Here is a 16464-nt window from a genome sequence, read left to right on the forward strand (position 1 = left end):
TACCGGATTCTGTGTTGCTCGGTAGGACCGGACTTGTCCGGGAAGGCGGAGGATCTGCAGAGGAACATCTTCGGCGTTCACACCGACCTCTTCGGGGACAAGTCCCCTCCTACCGGTTGTGTATAGTCAGACCAACCCTTCCTTCTGCAACTCGCTCTTCAGGTACGCGTAATAAATCGGCCCCGCCACCACGCCGGGCAGGCCGAACGCGGCTTCGAAGATCAGCATCGCCATGAGCAATTCCCACGATTTGGCATTGATCTGCCCGCCAACGATGCGTGCGTTGAGGAAATACTCGACCTTGTGGATCACGATCAAGTAACCCAGCGCGGCCATCGCCACCCAGATCGACAGCGACATGCCGACGATGAAGATCAGCGTGTTGGACATCAGGTTGCCCACTACTGGCAGCAGGCCAAGCAGGAAGGTCAGGATGATCAGGGTTTTGGTCAGCGGCAGGTGAATGCCGCACAACGGCAGGACTACCGCGAGAAAGATCGAGGTGAACGCCGTGTTCAGCAGGGAAATCTTGATCTGGGCGAAGACAATATTGCGAAACGCGCGGCTCAGCAGGCTCAAGCGATTGAACAGCGCGGCGGCCAGCGGCTTGCGGGTGTGCACATCAGAGATCTGCTGCAGGGCAATGATCGCGCCCAGCACCATGCCGATCAGCAAGGTCACGAACATGTGCGCGGCGCCTTTGCCGAGCATCTGCAATTCGCCCACGTGCTTCTGGATCCATTCGCCCAGGGAAACCCGGAACTCCGCCGCACTGGCCGGTAGATAGCTGTCGATGAACGGCGGCAACTGGCCGCGCGCCCGATCCACCAGCACCATGAACTTGTCCAATGAGGCGCCGGGGTTTTCGGCTTCGTGCAGGACGAAGCTGATCGCACCGGCAAAGATCAGCGCCAGTACGCTGACCACCAGCGTGCCGAGCAATGCCACCGCAACCCAGCGCGCGCGCGGACCGGCGATGAGCCTTTGCAGCTGGGGCGTGAGCATGTTGACCAGTTCGTAAACCAGCAGCCCGGCGAGCAGACTCGGCAAGAGTTTGAACGGTAATACCATCAGCAGGCCGCCGAATACCAGAATCCAGCTGGCCAACAAAATTTGTCGTGCAGAAAACGTTGGCATATAGCCTCAAAACAGCGGCGCAAAGAGGGAGGCAGTCTGCCAGCGTTCTGAGTCGAGGACCAGTGATCCGAGGGCCTGACGGCTCATCGCTGTGATTGCGGCCGACAGCATAGTCCGCAACCACAGGATTTATCGCACTGAATAAGCATTTTCCGCGCACGGGGCGCAGGAAATTTATTTCTTCTTGAGACAATCACTCATGAAGGCCTTGCGCGCATCGCCCTTGAGCGCCTGAGTGCCGGCGGTTGCGTTGCAGGTTTTCATTTTTTCTTGCTGGGTAGAAGGCGGGGAAGCCTTCAGACATGTACTCATGAACGCTTTGCGCTCATCACCCTTGAGCGTTTTCGCCGAGGCGTCCGCGTTGCAGGTGGTCATTTTGTTTTGCTGGGCAGTGGCCGCAAAACCCTGGGCACACATCAGCAGGCTCATGAGCAATAAAGGGACACGCAGGAATTTCATCGATCTTCTCTCCGGACTGGCGCACTGATGAGTACGTCCTGTCTGGCAGTGTAGTCAACCGAATGTGACTGTAACGTTGTCCTCCCGTGACGACGGGAGAACAACGTTGCATCAACTAAACAGCATCCATCAGGAGGCGCCCGCCGACTCCTCGCTCTCGACACTGTGAATCGATACGTCGGTGATGCCCAAGGCGTGGGGCATTCCGTTGTAGGTGTCACTGATATCATGCAGGTCATCTTCCAGAGCGACATGGTGCTTGAGCGCCAGCTCATGGACCACCTCAATGATCGGGACATCCAGGTCCTCGATCACATCCACATGGTGCTCACCCGCCAGGGTGTATTCGATTTCATAGTGCTCTTTGTCGCTCATCGCATCACTCCATTGCCGACCTCTTTGATCGGCAGACTACGAACCACGGCTCAAAACGAGCTAAAGACCGGCGGCCTTGAGGCGCGCGGCATGTTCAACAAACAACCCAACGGGATCAACACCCTTACCGACCAGCCCGAAGGTCTGGTTGACGATGTCAAAATGGTCGAGGGGGTAGTTATCCCCAATGACAGTGCCCAGATGGGAACTGAAGCGCCCGACCATGCCATCACATTGACCTCGCTCTTTTGTGAACGTGCGAGCGAATATTCGACAGGTTACATTGGTGCCATCAATTCGATTGCCACCCCTGTCACTCAACCCTTTCTGGATAGTCCCGGACCACGAGTAATAGCGCACGCCGTTGACCAGTTCTGCGCCCTGCCCGCCCCAGGTTTCCGGTAACCCTTGCGGATACTGGCTATTGAACAGCGCCACGCCGTCGCTGGTCAGCGAGTGGTGCGCGGCATCGACATCGGTGGGCAAACGGGTGCCGCGATAGCCGGTGTCCAGCAATGCCATGATCCACACAGTCAGTCGTATCGCAGCGTTGAGCAACAGACCGCGCAGGGTTCCGGCCGGAAAATTCTTCTCCAGGAAGTCGGCCAATTCCGAGCCGTGATTCGGGCCGGCGACGGAAGTCACCGACGCCACCAGCTCGGGATGCTTGGCGGCGACGTAGCGAATGGTCAGTGCGCCCTGGCTATGGCCGAACAGATTGACCTTCTCGGCCCCGGTCTCCTTGAGGATTTCCCTGATCCGCTCGATCAACTGCTCGCCCCGGACTTCAGATGAATTGACCGCCGAGACCATGACCGGAATCACCGTTGACCCGTCGCGACGTAAAGCCCTGACAATGCCGTACCAATACGAATAGAACACCAGTCGCACAAAGCCCAGCAAACCGGGGACCAACACCAGCGGATAACGCGTCGCCTGTTTTTGCGTCATGAATAGCCTCCTCGTGCAATCGACGGTTGAATGCTTGAACCATAGCGGCAATTGCCCAAAGAGCAGGCCCAGACTGGCGCGGCTATATGACAGGCAGTCATTTCCGCTGTGTAATGCCTGAAGGCCATCAAATAATCGAACTCTCGCCCATCTCGAATGCTCAAAGCTGCAACGGGCCAACAATGGCTCAGTCATCTGGAGTGACTTTCATGTTGAAAAAGAGCCTGGCGGCAATGTTTGTACTGGCAGCAGTGACCGGTTGCGCCAACACAACGCCGCAAAACCCTGTGGATTTCGTGACCTATCGCGACCAGCCGCTGGTCAAGCAAGTCGAAAATGGCATGACCCAGACTCAAGTCCTGACCATTGGCGGCACGCCATCCACACGCGTGCAGCGCAAGGTCCATCCGGGCATGTGCAACAACTACGTGCTCAACAAAGACGGGCATGAGCAGGTGTTCCACGTCAGCTTCGACGCGAACGGCCGTGTGGATAACAAAGGTTTCATGACCTGCGAACAGCGCGAAGCCAACGAACGCGCGATGTGATGTAAGCAGCACGAAACGAAAAAGCCCGACGGCAGAAGCGTCGGGCTTTTTCTTGCGTCGCGTAGGGTGGCGCGCTTAGAAAACCAGCTTGAACAAGGCGATAACCACGACCAGGCCAATCAGAAAGATGATACCGATGGTACTGCCCAGGAACTTAAGCATTGTGAATCTCCAGTAATTTTTCGTCTCAAAACTGGGACCGCAGCGCGTCAGGCTCGTTTCGTTAATCTTTGCCAATTGTCGTAATAGTTTTTGGCATAAAACTTTTTGCTCCACGGGCGACTCACAACCTATGACCGATCCTGCCGGGCGTCAGCAACCGCTTTACCCACTGACGCATCAAGAGCGAGACGGATAACCGGATTAGCCTTTGGAGATTCAAGATGAACGATTCACAGCAACTATCTGATGTCAGCACCCTGCGCCAACGCGCGCGCCTGAACGTGGAAAACGGCGCCGTGACCGAAGGCTACAGCGCCGACCGGGAAACCGTCCTGCGTCTGCTCAACGAGTCACTGGCCACCGAACTGGTCTGCGTCCTGCGCTACAAACGTCACTACTACATGGCGACCGGCCTGAAAGCGGCGACCGCTGCGGCCGAGTTTCTGGAACACGCCGAGCAGGAAGCCGAACACGCCGATCTGCTGGCTGAACGCATTGTGCAACTGGGCGGCGAGCCGGAATTCAATCCCGACCTGCTGTCGAAGAATTCCCACGCTCAGTACGTAGCCGGTAATACGCTCAAGGAAATGGTTTACGAAGACCTGGTGGCCGAACGTATCGCCATCGACAGCTATCGCGAAATCATTCAGTACATCGGCGAACAGGATCCGACCACACGTCGCATCTTCGAAACCATCCTCGCCCAGGAAGAAGAGCACGCCGATGACATGGCGGATATTTTGAAAGACCTGTAATTTTTGTAACCGTTATGCGCAATCCGTAGGACCGGCTTCAGCCGGGAGGACCTTCTCCCGGCTGAAGCCGGTCCTACGGATTCGCTCAGTCCTTACTGCACCGTCTTCGGCGCCTTGCCTGCGCGCATCTGCTCCAGCAACGGCGTGCATTGGTTGGGTACGTCGCCGCTGCTGGGTGCCACCAGCGCCAGCAAGCCTGCCGCAGGCCCTATCGCTGCGCCGAGCAACACCATGCCAGCACCACGCAGCAACAGCGGGCCGGTTTGCACGCCGGCGCTCGGTTTGGCAAACGGACCGCGCACGTACAACGGTGAACGCAGCGAAAAGACCCGGAAGCCCTTGGATTCCGGCTTGATTGCCATGTCCAGTTGCTCGGTCTTGAAGTTCGCCGTGCCATCGATATAGATGATCGCGTTCTCGGTATCGAAGACAAACAACCGCGTGCTCAGCAGGCCGTCCTTGATACCCATGTCCGACGCCGCGCAATTGATCTTCACGTCCTGGTCGCCAAACAACTTGCCGACCACGTAGTTGCCCACGTTAAGCCCGGCGATTTCCATCAGGCTGCGGCTGATGGCGCCGTCGTTGACCAGCATCTTCAGGTCACCGTTGGCGCTGCCCAACAGGGCCGCGATGGAATTGCCCCGGCCGCCGATATCCGCATCACCGTTCAATTCACCGAAACTGGTCTTCATCGGTTCAAAGGTCGGGAACAGCTGCTTGAGCTTGAGTTTGCGCGCCGAGACTTTGGCCCGGCCTTGCAATGGCTGATTCCGGCCATCGAGACGCACATCGGCATCGAGCTTGCCGCCCGCGACGCCGAAACGCAGGGGTTGCAGGCTGAGCTGGCCATCATCCAGAACAACATGGGCGTACAGGTCCGTAAAGGGCAGGTCCGGGCTCTGTACGATTTTCTTGCCGGTGAACTCGACGTCGGCGTCCATGGCACGCCAGCGATCCGTCTGGAACTCCTCGACGGGCAGCACTTTGCCTGCTGGCTGCTTGCTGTCGCCGCCGCGTTTTTTCTGCGCGGCGTTTGAGTCCGCACCAATCAGCGGCGCCAGGTCGGTGAACAGCAATTGATTGGAAACCAGCGCGCCGGTCAGTTTCGGCCGCGGCTGGCTGGCAACGAAGCCGAGATCGCCATGAATGTCGCTATTGCCGATCTTGCCGTTGAAGCTTTCGTAGCGGAAATTCGCGCCCGCCGGATCGTGCAGTTTCGCGATCAGATGACCGTCAGTGGCGTACGCCGGCGAATCGGGCAAGGTCACGCCGGTCAGCGGATACAGATTGCCGAGGCTGCTGCCGGACAGCTTCAGGCGCAGGTCCAGCGCACCGAGATTCTGCGGATCCGTCAACGTGCCGGCAACCACCGCGTGGGTGTCGCCAATCTGCACATCGGCCTGCACCGGGAACGGTTGCGCGGCATCCTTGAGCGCCAGCAGGCCGCCGACTTTACCGGTGCCGTTGAGTTTCTGGCCGTGATACTGGCCTTTATAGCTGAGGCCAAACGCGTAATCCTGCGGCGTAATGCCTTTGTCCTGGGCTTTTTTCGCTTCGCCGCTGCCGACGATGTCGCTGAACGGAATGGGCTTGCCCAGTGGATCGATGACCACATCCACTTGAGTCTTCAAGGTCTGGTCGTTGAAGCTGACCAGGCCCTTGTCGAACTTGATCGCGCCGATGTCCAGCACCCATTTCGAGGGTTCCGCGTTCGGCTCGGACTTGGGCAGGTCGAACGTCCAGTTGGCGCGGCCATCGGCCAGGCGCTCAAGCTTCGCGTCCGGCCCGGTCAGGTCGATACGCGGGATCACTACGTTTTGCCAAAGCAGCGGCAACGGCGCCAGACGGAATTCGACGCGCTTCAAGGTGACCATTTGCGGGGTTTTCGACCATTCAGGATTACCCAGGCTCAGGTCTTCGGCGACGAAATGTGGCCAAGGCACCCACGCGCGCCAGCCACCCTGCTCCGGCTCACGCGCCCACAGCACCGCCAGATTGCCGTTGATGGCGAACGGGCGATGCAGCGCTTCACTGACTTTTTCGTTGAGGGTTGGCTTGATGCGGTTCCAGTCGAACGTGGCGATCACAATGACCAATACAGCCAGGACCAATAACAGGACAACACCGGTCCAGGCGAAAATTTTACGACTGCGCGTCATTGCACGACTCTCCAGATGACAACCACCCTCACGGGCGCATTGCGTACGACTTTGCTGTTCGACTGATAAAAGTCGTGAGGGTTTGATTCGGTTCTACAAAAAGCCGCCTCGGTGGGCTAAATCATTTTTAATGATTACCACCATTAGCCGTATGAAGTTCTCTCTGGACTACCGGAGCGGCATATTAGCGCCGTACCCAACCCGAGACACCTCATCATGAAACGCCCACTGTTGCTCACCCTGACCTTTTCGCTTCTGGCCGCCAATGCTTTTGCCATGCCTGCGGCCGAGCAGCCCGCGTCCGGTGAAGCGAAGATGGAATCCCAAGCCGTGTACAAGACTGTGGCGCAGGACACTCCGCGCCTGATTCAGCAATACCAGCGCGTTGCCGAACATGGCCCCGAGCGTCTGGTCCAGCAGTATCAGCGGGTTTGAAGCTTAAAAAACTTGGTAGGAGGGGACTTGTCCCCGAATGCAATCGATCGGGCACCGAGGTAATCAGAAAATCAACGCCGCCTGAGCTGACGCCTTTCGGGGACAAGTCCCCTCCTACCGATCTTTATTGAATTCGCGTTCACGCCTGATCAGCGCATTTGTTAAAGTGCCGAACCGTCCCTTTGCAGAATTCAGCCCGCCCCATGTTGCCCCGCGCCGAACAGAAACAACAAACCCGACACGCCCTGCTCGATGCCGCTCGCAGCTTGATGGAAAGCGGGCGCGGCTTTGGCAGCCTGAGCCTGCGGGAAGTCGCACGCACGGCCGGAATCGTACCCACCGGGTTTTATCGGCACTTCGATGACATGGACCAACTGGGCCTGGCGCTGGTCAGCGAAGTCGGCCAGACCTTCCGGGAGACCATCCGCCTGGTGCGGCACAACGAAATGGTCCTGGGGGGCATCATTGATGCGTCGGTGCGAATCTTCCTCGACGTCGTGGCCGCCAAACCCTCACAGTTTCTGTTTCTGGCGCGTGAACAATACGGCGGCTCGCAGCTGGTTAGACAGGCCCTGGGCGCACTGCGCGAAGGCATCAGCGCCGACCTCGCGGCGGATCTCGGCAAAATGCCCAAATGGCAGCATCTGGACCCGGCTTCCTTGTCGGTGATCTCCGATCTGGTGGTCAAAAGCGTTTTCGCCATGCTGCCGGAACTCATCGACCCGCCGGCCGCAACCCTGGCTCCGCACTTGACCCCGCAAGCCAAAATCACCCAGCAACTGCGCTTTATCTTCATTGGCGCGCGGCACTGGAAGGGGTTGGGGAGTACCGAGTGAAACCTTTCTGACGTAGGAGCGGCTTCAGCCGCGAGAGCCTCTGTCCGCATCGAAGGCCTTCTCCCGGCTAAAGCCGGCCCTACGTCGAAGCGCACCATTAATGAGCGCAGTTAAAAACGCGCACCAAAATACATCACCAAAGCCACCCCGGCCTTAATGATGCCTCCTGTCTGTAAGCAATTTCCCACGTCATGCACTGTTGGCAAGCCCCTTGCTCTGCTTTGAAGCATCGTAATTAGCGGGAAGCTTCCTGATGCTGGTGATTCATCGCAGAATCGAACCTCAAGCCGAATGGGCCGCAGAGCTGCATTTGAATTTCGAAGCGCGCAGCAAAAGCCGCCTGCGCTGCTTCAGTGCCGAAGGTGAAGACGTCGGGCTGTTCCTTGAGCGCGGGCAACCGCCGTTGCGTGATGGCGAGTGCCTGCAAGCCGAGGATGGCCGCATCGTTCGCGTCTGCGCCCGCCCGGAACAACTGATGCACGTGACCTGCAGCAGCGCCTTCGAGCTGACCCGCGCGGCTTACCATTTGGGTAACCGGCACGTGGCGCTGCAAGTGGGTGACGGCTGGCTGCGCCTGCTCGACGACTACGTGCTCAAAGCGATGCTCGATCAACTGGGCGCCACCACTGAAGCCATTGAAGCGCCGTTCTCGCCCGAACACGGCGCTTACGGCGGCGGTCATCACCATTCCCGCGCGGGCGAAGAAGACTTCAACTATCCACCGCGTCTGCACCAATTTGGCGTGCGCACGTGAACAGTGCCTGGGCGCTGCTGCGTCTGGCCAGTCCGCAATTGCCGATTGGCGGCTACAGCTACTCCCAAGGTCTGGAAATGGCCGTGGAACAGGCATTGGTCAAGGATTCCCCCAGCGCTCGCCGCTGGATCGGCGACCAATTGCTGCTCAACCTCGCCCGCTTCGAAGCGCCGCTGCTGCTCGCCCACTGCAACGCTGCCGCCGAAAACGACTGGTGCCAGTTGCTGCAATTGAGCCACGAACATCGCGCCAGCCGAGAAACCCGCGAGCTGCATCAGGAAAGCCGGCAGATGGGCTACTCCTTGCAGCAATTGCTCAACGGCTTGCCTGAGTTGGACCGGCCCGCCCGGAAATTTCTGGAACAGACTGAAGAACCTCATCTGGCGCTCGGTTGGGCGCTGGCCGCACGCGCCTGGCAGATCAGCCCGCAAGATGCGCTGGCCGCCTGGCTCTGGAGCTGGCTGGAAAACCAGCTGGCAGTGCTGATGAAGACCTTGCCACTGGGCCAGCAAGCCGCGCAGCGCCTGACCAGCGAGTTGCTGCCCTTGCTGCAACAGGCGCAACAACAAGCCACCCACGTTGATTTACAGCACATCGGCAGCGCGCCGTTTGGCGTGGCGCTGGCAAGCATGGCCCACGAGCGTCAATACAGCCGACTGTTTCGGTCCTGACCTTTTACATCACAGAGCTTACGCAATAGAGCTCAACGGAGAACTCAATGAACAGCCAACCTCTGCGCGTCGGCATCGGTGGCCCGGTCGGGTCCGGCAAGACGGCCCTGACTCTGGCGTTGTGCCTGGCCCTGCGCGAGCGTTACAACCTGGCGGTCGTCACCAACGATATCTACACCCGCGAAGACGCTGACTTTCTGGTGCGCAACGAAGCCCTGGCGCCCGAGCGAATCATCGGCGTGGAAACCGGCGGCTGCCCGCATACGGCGATTCGTGAAGACGCCTCGATCAATCTGGAAGCAGTGGATCAGTTGAACCGACGCTTTCCAGGCCTGGATCTGATCATCGTCGAATCCGGTGGCGACAACCTTTCGGCGACGTTCAGCCCGGAACTGTCGGACCTGACCATTTACGTGATCGACGTTTCGGCTGGCGACAAGCTGCCGCGCAAAGGCGGCCCCGGCATCTGCAAATCCGACCTTCTGGTGATCAACAAGATCGACCTCGCACCGCTGGTTGGCGCGTCGCTGGAGATGATGGACCGCGACACGAAAAAGATGCGTGGCGAAAAGCCGTTCGTCTTCAGTAACCAGAAAACCGGCGTGGGTCTGGAACAGATCATCGCCTTTATCGAACGCCAGGGTCTGCTGACCGAAGCTGCGTGAATCCACTTCATCAAGGAAGCCTTTCAATGAAATACACAAAAGCCTTCGGCGCCCTCGCCCTGTTGCTGGTTCCGGCCCTGGCCTTCGCTCACCCTGGGCATGGCGATAATGGCCTGGTCGCGGGCATCAACCACCCCATCGGCGGTCTGGATCACTTGCTGGCGATGATCGCGGTGGGTCTGTGGGCCGCGCAGCAAAAAGGCGCGGCACGTTGGGCACTGCCATGCACCTTCGTCGGCACCATGCTGATCGGCGGCTTGCTGGGTTTTGAAGGCCTTGACCTGCCGGCGCTGGAAAGCGGGATTGCCGCCTCGGTATTGGCCTTGGGCCTGGCCGTTGCGCTGGCGGTGCGTCCGCCGTTGTTCATGGCCGTTGGCGCTACTGCATTGTTCGCGCTGTTCCACGGCGTCGCTCACGGCCTTGAGTTGCCGGAAATGTCCAGCCCTTGGGCTTATGCGACTGGCTTCGTTGCCGCCACCGCTGCGTTGCATGCCGCCGGTTACGCCGCCGTGCGCTTCCTGCCAACCGCCGCTGCGCCGTTGGTGCGTGTTGCCGGTGCACTCTCGGCTGCTGCGGGTGTGTGGTTGTTGGCTGCCTGAGTACAAGACTCAGGATCCGTGGGACCGGATTCATCCGGGAAGGGGCCGGTGCTGACGCCCTGAAATATCAGCGTCTGCGCCGGCCTATTCGGGAATAAATTCCCTCCTACAGAACTCGCGTCCGATCCAGTACGCCTCCCCGCTTTACCTCACGCCTGCTACCATGTCGCGCAATTCGCCCTTGCCGTGACGCCAGCCGATGCCCGATGTTGCCAGCTCCGCCTCCCACTCCGACTCGAACGCAGTTTTCGCTGCCCTTGAGGCGCATTTCCTGCGCGTGATCGTGCCGCTCTGGCTGGGTCCGGGCTGGAGTGCAGATCTGGCGTTGCCCTACGAAGCCGTGGACGCCGAGCATCGCCCATTGCCGCCAAAGCGCTACCGAGCCATGGCCTGCGCCCGGCAGTTGTTCGTGTTTTCCAGCCTGATCGATCATCCGTCGGTGCCTGAAGCGGCGGGCCGCGCTGCGGCGTTGTTTCGCTCGCTGCAAAGTCATTTCCACGATGCCGAAAATGGTGGCTGGTTCTACAGCATCGACCCGCAAGGCGCGCCGCTGGACCGCCGCAAGGATCTCTACAGCCACGCGTTCATCATTTTTGCCTGCGCGCATTATTGGGCCAAGGTCCGTGAACCGCTGGTCGAGTCAGTCTTCAATGCGGCGCTGAGCGTCGTGGCCGAGCGTTTCGCCGACGGCACCGGTTTGTACGAAGCGATGCTCGACGAAGACTGGACGTCGCTGAACACCGGCCCGCTACAAAATCCGCTCATGCACCTGGCTGAAGCCTTCCTCGCGACCCTTGCCGTGCGTGAGGATGCAGCCACGGACGGCGCACTGGATGATCTGGTGCGCGGCATGCAGGAGCGCTTCGTGGACAACGTCCATGGGGTACTGCTGGAAAAACCGCTGGGCGCTGTGGATAACTGGTACGAGCCCGGTCATCAGTTCGAATGGTTCTTCCTGCTGGATTCTTCTTCACGCCTGCGTGGCAGCCCGCTGCACACGTCGTTGACCCAGGCTTTCGCCCATGCCGAAGCACAAGGCGTCGACCCGCAGACTGGCGCAGTAGTGGCGATGCTGGAAGTAGACGGCAAGGTTCGCGACGGCACCCAGCGCATCTGGGCGCAAGCGGAATACCTGCGGGCGCTGGCGTTGCGGCCTGACAGTGAAGCGGCGTTAGGTCGCGAGTTGCGCGCGCTGCAAACGCGCTTTCTGCACGCCAGCGGCTGGAATGAATGCCTGGACAGCGCTGGCCAGGTGAGCCGCAGCGACATGCCGTCGACCACGCCTTATCACCTGGCGACCTGTTATATCGGCTTGGCGGAGTATTTTCGGGGCTGATCGAATCGACCAATAGATCGTAGGAGCGGCTTTAGCCGCGAGAATATTCTCCCGGCTAAAGCCAGCCCTACGGTGACCTTGGCGTTGGGAATCAGCCGCGATTACGATCAATCGCAAACCCGGCCCAGGTCTGGCTTACCGGCATCAGCTCAAGGCTGTTGATGTTCACGTGCGCCGGGGTGTTCATGATCCAGAAGATCGTGTCGGCGATGTCCTGCGGCTGAATCGGCTCGGCGCCAGCATAAGTGGCGTCGTACTTGCTCTGATCACCACCGAAACGCACCAGCGAGAATTCGCTCTCGCACAGGCCCGGTTCCAGATTGGTCACCCGCACGCCCGTGCCGATCAGGTCGTTGCGCAGGTTCAGCGAGAACTGACCGACAAATGCCTTGGTGCCGCCGTAGACGTTGCCGCCCGGATACGGATAGTTGCCCGCAACCGAACCCAGGTTAACGATGCTCGCCCCGCGACCATGAGCAATCAGGCGTGGCAGCAGTAAACGCGTGCTGTAGACCAGACCCTTGATGTTGGTGTCGATCATGGTGTCCCAATCGTCCAGATCGCATTTGGGCGCAGGATCGATGCCCAGCGCCAGACCGGCGTTGTTGATCAGTCCGGTGATCTTGGCGAACTCGGCAGGCAGCCCCTCAATAGCGGCCTCCATGGCGGCACGATCACGCACGTCCAGCACCAGCGTGTGCACCTTGGTCTGTTTGGACAATTCGGCGCTCAGGGCGTTGAGGCGCTCTTCACGGCGACCGGTCAATATCAGCGACCATCCGGCTTCGGCAAAACGGCGCGCACAGGCTTCGCCAAATCCGGAAGTCGCCCCGGTAATGAACACAGTGGAAGTCATTTCGTTCTCCTGAAGTGGCACGAGGCAATGCTGCCCCTTGGAAGCGTTAAATCGAACAAGGCCAGCAGAATGCCCGCCCAGACCGGTTACGGGCAAGTCTGTGGATAAAACATTCATCGAGCTGTACAAAAAACAACCAGCAAGAGCCGAGCCAATCCCCATATGGCCTGCACGCAGTTTTACCCACGTTATCCACAGCCAGACCCACAGTCTTTGGGAGTAAGTACAAAACAGTACAAGCGAGGCATTGCGCGGCCTGCAGGACGAAAGACGGCGTTTTTCCCTTGACGTCGCGGCTGGCATCTGTAAAGGCCGTGAAACAAGATCACCCGGATAGATTTCCAATGGTTGCTGCGAGCCAGACCAACCGGCACTTTGCCGACTATTTCCAATGCTTGCCCACAGACTTATCCACAGGCTTGGCGGATATAAAAGCTGTATGAAAAACCAGTCTTTAAAACGTTGACAAACCCCGGCAACGGAACTGAAAAAAACCGCTGATCAAAATTTGACCGCATCGCTACAACCCTTATAAACAAAGGGCTTCAGCCAGCTACTCCCACGTTATTCACAGGCACCTCCACAGTAAACCTGAACAAGTCAAAAGCGTGACAAAACAACTATTTGCAGCGGCTTTATGTCGCAGTTTAGTGGCGCGTCAAAAATGTTTTCCACAATTGGCGGGAAGCGTAATTAGCCTCCTGAATCCGTTGGAGCGAGGCTTGCCCGCGAAGAACGATAACGCGGTAGGTCAAACTCACCGAGGTGCCTGATTCGCGGGTAAGTCGGAACGCCGCCCGCTCGCTCCAACGAAAAAAGAGGCCGAAGCCTCTTTTTGGTTCACACCGGTATCAAGCGATCAATGCCCGCCCAGATAAGCGTTCCTGACCTCTTCGTTGACCAGCAACTCCTTGCCGGTACCGGTCAGGCGGATTTCGCCGTTGACCATCACGTAGGCCCGGTCAGACAGTCTCAACGCGTGGTTGGCGTTCTGCTCGACGAGGAAGATGGTCATGCCGGTAGCCGCCAGCTCGCGCAGGGTCGAGAAGATCTGTTTGACGATGATCGGCGCCAGACCCAGGCTCGGTTCATCGAGCAGCAGCAGTTTTGGCCGGCTCATCAGGGCGCGGGCGATGGCGAGCATTTGCTGCTCGCCGCCGGACATGGTCATGGCACGCTGGTTGCGGCGCTCCTTGAGACGCGGGAACAACTCGAACATGCGCTGCATGTCTTCAGCCGAGTGTTTGTCGCCAATCGGGATGGTGCCCATCATCAGGTTTTCTTCCACCGACATGTCAGGGAATACCCGCCGTCCTTCCGGCGACTGCGCGATGCCGTTGGACGCGATGTAGTGCGACGACTTGTGGGTGATATCGGTGCCTTGATAGACGATCTGCCCGCTGGCGGCACGCGGCTGGCCGAAGATCGACATCAACAGCGTGGATTTGCCCGCGCCGTTGGAGCCGATCAGACTCACGGTTTCGCCTTCGTTGATGTGCAGCGAGACTTTTTTCAGCGCCTGGATAGGCCCGTAAAACACATCGATCTCTTTCAATTCGAGGATCGGCTTACTCATACCAACTCCTCTTCATCAGCGCCCAGGTACGCGGCGATCACTTTCGGATCATTGCGGATCTGTTCCGGCCCACCGGCGGCAATCACGTTGCCGTGGTCGAGCACCACAATATCGTCGGAAATCCCCATGACCATGCCCATGTCGTGCTCGATCAGCACGATCGTCATGTCGTGTTCGTCGCGCAGCAAGCGGATCATGCCGCTCAAGGCTTCGGTTTCCTGCGGATTGAGGCCCGCGGCCGGTTCGTCGAGGCAGATAACCTGCGGCCGCGTGCACATGGCCCTGGCGATTTCCAGACGGCGCTGCTGGCCGTAAGACAATTCACCGGCCAGACGATTGGCGCAATCCACCAGATCCACCACTTCCAGCCAGTAGAACGCGGTGTTGATGGCGTCTTCTTCGGCCTTGCGATAACCCTTGGTGTTGAGGATGCCGGCCAGCATGCTGCGGTTGACCCACATGTGCTGGGCGACCAGCAGGTTTTCCAGCACCGACATTTCCTTGAACAGGCGAATGTTCTGAAAGGTTCGCGCCAGCCCGGCGCGGTTCACCAGATGGGTGCCGCCGAACATCTTGTAGTACACGCGGCTGAGGAAGCTTTTCGGCGAGACAAAGTCCGTAGCCCGGAAGGGTTCGCCCAGCAGCTTGATGACGTTGGTCGATGTTCCGCGCGTATGCAACTCGATGCGCCCACCGGTGGCTTTATAGAAACCGGTCAGGCAGTTGAACACCGTGGTCTTGCCCGCACCGTTGGGGCCGATCAGGGCGAAGATCGAGTTTTTGCGGACCTTGATGCTGACATCGCTGAGCGCCTTGATACCGCCGAAGTGCATCATCAGATGTTCGACAGAGAGAATGATTTCGCTGCTCATGGCGTAACTCCCTGTTTCGCAGTGGCATTGGGATCAACCAACACACCCTTGCGTGGGCGAACGCCGGTACGGCTGATGCGGATCAGGCCGCGTGGGCGCCAGATCATCATCAACACCATCAGGATCCCGAACAGCAGGACGCGGTATTCAGCAAAGCTGCGCAGCAGCTCGGGAGCAACAGTCAATACAAAGGCTGCGATGACCACGCCGACCGTCGAGCCCATGCCACCCAGTACGACGATGGCGAGGATCAAGGCCGATTCGAAGAAGGTGAACGAAGTCGGGTTGATGAACCCTTGATAACTGGCAAAAAACACACCCGCCAGACCCGCAGTGGAAGCTCCGATGGTGAATGCAGAAAGTTTGACCAATACGTGGTTCAGACCCATGGCGCGGCAGGCGATCTCATCTTCACGCAGGGCTTCCCAGGCGCGACCGACCGGCATGCGAGTCAGGCGATGTTTGATATACAGCACCGCCAGCACGACGAGGAACAGCACCGCATAGATGAAGATGAATTTCAGGTCCGGGTTGTAATCGAAGCCGAAGAACTCATGAATCGGCACCCCGCCCTCTTTGGCACGGCGTCCGAACTCCAGGCCGAAGAAGGTCGGCGAAGGCACCGCTACGCCATTGGGTCCACCGGTGAACGACAGCCAGTTGTTCAGCACTAGACGAATGATCTCGCCGAAACCCAGGGTCACGATGGCCAGATAGTCACCGTGCATGCGCAACACCGGGAAGCCGAGGATACAGCCGGCCAATGCTGCCGCAATCGCCGCCAAAGGCAGCGCCGACCAGAAACCCAGCCCGAGGTATTGATAACCCAATGCCAGCCCATAAGCGCCGATGGCATAGAACGCCACGTAACCCAGGTCGAGCAGACCCGCCAGGCCGACCACGATGTTCAGGCCAAGGCCCAGCAACACATAGATCAGACCGAGAATGACCACAGTCAGCACGTACTTGTCCGCAAACACCGGGAAGACGATGGCAATAACCACCATCGCCGGAATGATGTAGCGCAGACGCGACTTGTAGTCCGGCGCCAACACATGCACGCCAGAGCTAGAGCTTTCGAAGCTCTGCGCGATGATCACGCCTTTCGGGGTCTGCATGAACAGGCTCAACAGCAGACGACCGACCATCACCACGCCAACCAGGACAGCCACTCGCGTGGGTTGCAGATTGAAGCCGTAACCATCGAGCACCACGCCCACAATCGGGCCGAAGACGATGAGTGCCAGCAGTCCGGCAATGACGGCGTCGATCAGGCTTTGTTTGATATCGATGGGTTTTGTAGGAGCAGACATAG

18 protein-coding genes are annotated in these 16464 nt (G+C 58.9%); 9 read left to right on the forward strand and 9 right to left on the reverse strand.

Features of this window, described 5'->3' with window-relative positions; all coding sequences use genetic code 11:
• Positions 1-126 precede the first annotated feature (126 nt).
• The 4 genes from AFK24_RS14415 to AFK24_RS14430 all read right to left on the reverse strand — a co-directional run bounded on the left by AFK24_RS14415 (position 127) and on the right by AFK24_RS14430 (position 2922).
• On the reverse strand, positions 127-1137 hold the full coding sequence (locus AFK24_RS14415; protein ID WP_065833846.1) for an AI-2E family transporter: 1011 nt from the start codon (positions 1135-1137) through the stop codon (positions 127-129).
• A gap of 174 nt (positions 1138-1311) precedes the next feature.
• Entirely contained in the window at positions 1312-1596 is a 285-nt protein-coding gene (locus AFK24_RS14420; RefSeq protein WP_065833847.1) for a PsiF family protein, read from the reverse strand.
• A gap of 129 nt (positions 1597-1725) precedes the next feature.
• Positions 1726-1971, reverse strand: a complete 246-nt coding sequence (locus AFK24_RS14425) for a hypothetical protein (RefSeq protein WP_065833848.1) — start codon at positions 1969-1971, stop codon at positions 1726-1728.
• 60 nt (positions 1972-2031) lie between these two features.
• Positions 2032-2922 carry an esterase/lipase family protein gene (locus AFK24_RS14430; protein WP_065833849.1) on the reverse strand — a complete coding sequence of 297 codons (891 nt, stop codon included), beginning with the start codon at positions 2920-2922 and terminating at the stop codon, positions 2032-2034.
• Positions 2923-3131: 209 nt separating this feature from the next.
• On the opposite strand from AFK24_RS14430, the gene osmE reads away from it, so the two are divergent.
• Positions 3132-3470 carry an osmotically-inducible lipoprotein OsmE gene (gene osmE, locus AFK24_RS14435; protein WP_065833850.1) on the forward strand — a complete coding sequence of 113 codons (339 nt, stop codon included), beginning with the start codon at positions 3132-3134 and terminating at the stop codon, positions 3468-3470.
• A 383-nt stretch (positions 3471-3853) separates the two neighbouring features.
• Positions 3854-4387, forward strand: a complete 534-nt coding sequence (locus AFK24_RS14440; protein ID WP_065833851.1) for a ferritin-like domain-containing protein — start codon at positions 3854-3856, stop codon at positions 4385-4387.
• 92 nt (positions 4388-4479) lie between these two features.
• Here the strand turns inward: AFK24_RS14440 and AFK24_RS14445 are convergent, their stop codons facing one another.
• Complete coding sequence (locus AFK24_RS14445) at positions 4480-6549, reverse strand: AsmA family protein (protein WP_065833852.1); 2070 nt, start codon at positions 6547-6549, stop codon at positions 4480-4482.
• A gap of 216 nt (positions 6550-6765) precedes the next feature.
• On the opposite strand from AFK24_RS14445, the gene AFK24_RS14450 reads away from it, so the two are divergent.
• From AFK24_RS14450 to AFK24_RS14480, 7 genes are all read left to right on the forward strand, one after another.
• A complete protein-coding gene (locus AFK24_RS14450) occupies positions 6766-6984 on the forward strand; it encodes a hypothetical protein (RefSeq protein ID WP_065833853.1) in 219 nt (72 codons plus the stop codon).
• 203 nt (positions 6985-7187) lie between these two features.
• On the forward strand, positions 7188-7820 hold the full coding sequence (locus tag AFK24_RS14455; protein WP_065833854.1) for a TetR family transcriptional regulator: 633 nt from the start codon (positions 7188-7190) through the stop codon (positions 7818-7820).
• A gap of 253 nt (positions 7821-8073) precedes the next feature.
• On the forward strand, positions 8074-8574 hold the full coding sequence (gene ureE, locus AFK24_RS14460; RefSeq protein WP_065833855.1) for an urease accessory protein UreE: 501 nt from the start codon (positions 8074-8076) through the stop codon (positions 8572-8574).
• Entirely contained in the window at positions 8571-9245 is a 675-nt protein-coding gene (locus AFK24_RS14465) for an urease accessory protein UreF (protein ID WP_065833856.1), read from the forward strand. The genes ureE and AFK24_RS14465 overlap by 4 nt, the downstream gene beginning before the upstream one ends.
• A 47-nt stretch (positions 9246-9292) precedes the next feature.
• The gene (ureG, locus tag AFK24_RS14470) at positions 9293-9910 is read left to right on the forward strand and encodes an urease accessory protein UreG (RefSeq protein ID WP_065833857.1); all 618 of its coding nucleotides are present in this window, start codon (positions 9293-9295) and stop codon (positions 9908-9910) included.
• A gap of 26 nt (positions 9911-9936) precedes the next feature.
• Positions 9937-10509, forward strand: coding sequence for a HupE/UreJ family protein (locus tag AFK24_RS14475; RefSeq protein ID WP_065833858.1), 573 nt, complete (start codon positions 9937-9939; stop codon positions 10507-10509).
• A gap of 199 nt (positions 10510-10708) precedes the next feature.
• The gene (locus tag AFK24_RS14480; RefSeq protein WP_065833859.1) at positions 10709-11845 is read left to right on the forward strand and encodes an AGE family epimerase/isomerase; all 1137 of its coding nucleotides are present in this window, start codon (positions 10709-10711) and stop codon (positions 11843-11845) included.
• Positions 11846-11936: 91 nt separating this feature from the next.
• Here the strand turns inward: AFK24_RS14480 and AFK24_RS14485 are convergent, their stop codons facing one another.
• From AFK24_RS14485 to livM, 4 genes are all read right to left on the reverse strand, one after another.
• Complete coding sequence (locus AFK24_RS14485) at positions 11937-12701, reverse strand: SDR family oxidoreductase (protein ID WP_065833860.1); 765 nt, start codon at positions 12699-12701, stop codon at positions 11937-11939.
• An 859-nt stretch (positions 12702-13560) separates the two neighbouring features.
• On the reverse strand, positions 13561-14277 hold the full coding sequence (locus AFK24_RS14490) for an ABC transporter ATP-binding protein (protein WP_065833861.1): 717 nt from the start codon (positions 14275-14277) through the stop codon (positions 13561-13563).
• Positions 14274-15149: an ABC transporter ATP-binding protein gene (locus AFK24_RS14495; RefSeq protein ID WP_065833862.1), complete on the reverse strand. Its 876-nt coding sequence runs from the start codon at positions 15147-15149 to the stop codon at positions 14274-14276. The genes AFK24_RS14490 and AFK24_RS14495 overlap by 4 nt, the downstream gene beginning before the upstream one ends.
• The gene (gene livM / locus AFK24_RS14500; RefSeq protein WP_065833863.1) at positions 15146-16462 is read right to left on the reverse strand and encodes a high-affinity branched-chain amino acid ABC transporter permease LivM; all 1317 of its coding nucleotides are present in this window, start codon (positions 16460-16462) and stop codon (positions 15146-15148) included. Before livM ends, AFK24_RS14495 begins: the two co-directional genes overlap by 4 nt.
• Positions 16463-16464: the final 2 nt, after the last annotated feature.

The sequence above is a fragment of the Pseudomonas syringae genome (genome assembly GCF_001698815.1).
Taxonomy (GTDB): Bacteria; Pseudomonadota; Gammaproteobacteria; order Pseudomonadales; family Pseudomonadaceae; genus Aquipseudomonas; species Aquipseudomonas syringae_A.

What these genes read in the sequence shown, in the direction of transcription:
- AFK24_RS14415 (WP_065833846.1), bottom strand. Translation starts at nt 1,137, where the DNA reads ATGCCAACGTTTTCTGCACGACAAATTTTGTTGGCCAGCTGGATTCTG.
- AFK24_RS14420 (WP_065833847.1), bottom strand. Translation starts at nt 1,596, where the DNA reads ATGAAATTCCTGCGTGTCCCTTTATTGCTCATGAGCCTGCTGATGTGT.
- AFK24_RS14425 (WP_065833848.1), bottom strand. Translation starts at nt 1,971, where the DNA reads ATGAGCGACAAAGAGCACTATGAAATCGAATACACCCTGGCGGGTGAG.
- AFK24_RS14430 (WP_065833849.1), bottom strand. Translation starts at nt 2,922, where the DNA reads ATGACGCAAAAACAGGCGACGCGTTATCCGCTGGTGTTGGTCCCCGGT.
- osmE (WP_065833850.1), top strand. Translation starts at nt 3,132, where the DNA reads ATGTTGAAAAAGAGCCTGGCGGCAATGTTTGTACTGGCAGCAGTGACC.
- AFK24_RS14440 (WP_065833851.1), top strand. Translation starts at nt 3,854, where the DNA reads ATGAACGATTCACAGCAACTATCTGATGTCAGCACCCTGCGCCAACGC.
- AFK24_RS14445 (WP_065833852.1), bottom strand. Translation starts at nt 6,549, where the DNA reads ATGACGCGCAGTCGTAAAATTTTCGCCTGGACCGGTGTTGTCCTGTTA.
- AFK24_RS14450 (WP_065833853.1), top strand. Translation starts at nt 6,766, where the DNA reads ATGAAACGCCCACTGTTGCTCACCCTGACCTTTTCGCTTCTGGCCGCC.
- AFK24_RS14455 (WP_065833854.1), top strand. Translation starts at nt 7,188, where the DNA reads ATGTTGCCCCGCGCCGAACAGAAACAACAAACCCGACACGCCCTGCTC.
- ureE (WP_065833855.1), top strand. Translation starts at nt 8,074, where the DNA reads ATGCTGGTGATTCATCGCAGAATCGAACCTCAAGCCGAATGGGCCGCA.
- ureG (WP_065833857.1), top strand. Translation starts at nt 9,293, where the DNA reads ATGAACAGCCAACCTCTGCGCGTCGGCATCGGTGGCCCGGTCGGGTCC.
- AFK24_RS14475 (WP_065833858.1), top strand. Translation starts at nt 9,937, where the DNA reads ATGAAATACACAAAAGCCTTCGGCGCCCTCGCCCTGTTGCTGGTTCCG.
- AFK24_RS14480 (WP_065833859.1), top strand. Translation starts at nt 10,709, where the DNA reads ATGCCCGATGTTGCCAGCTCCGCCTCCCACTCCGACTCGAACGCAGTT.
- AFK24_RS14485 (WP_065833860.1), bottom strand. Translation starts at nt 12,701, where the DNA reads ATGACTTCCACTGTGTTCATTACCGGGGCGACTTCCGGATTTGGCGAA.
- AFK24_RS14490 (WP_065833861.1), bottom strand. Translation starts at nt 14,277, where the DNA reads ATGAGTAAGCCGATCCTCGAATTGAAAGAGATCGATGTGTTTTACGGG.
- AFK24_RS14495 (WP_065833862.1), bottom strand. Translation starts at nt 15,149, where the DNA reads ATGAGCAGCGAAATCATTCTCTCTGTCGAACATCTGATGATGCACTTC.
- livM (WP_065833863.1), bottom strand. Translation starts at nt 16,462, where the DNA reads ATGTCTGCTCCTACAAAACCCATCGATATCAAACAAAGCCTGATCGAC.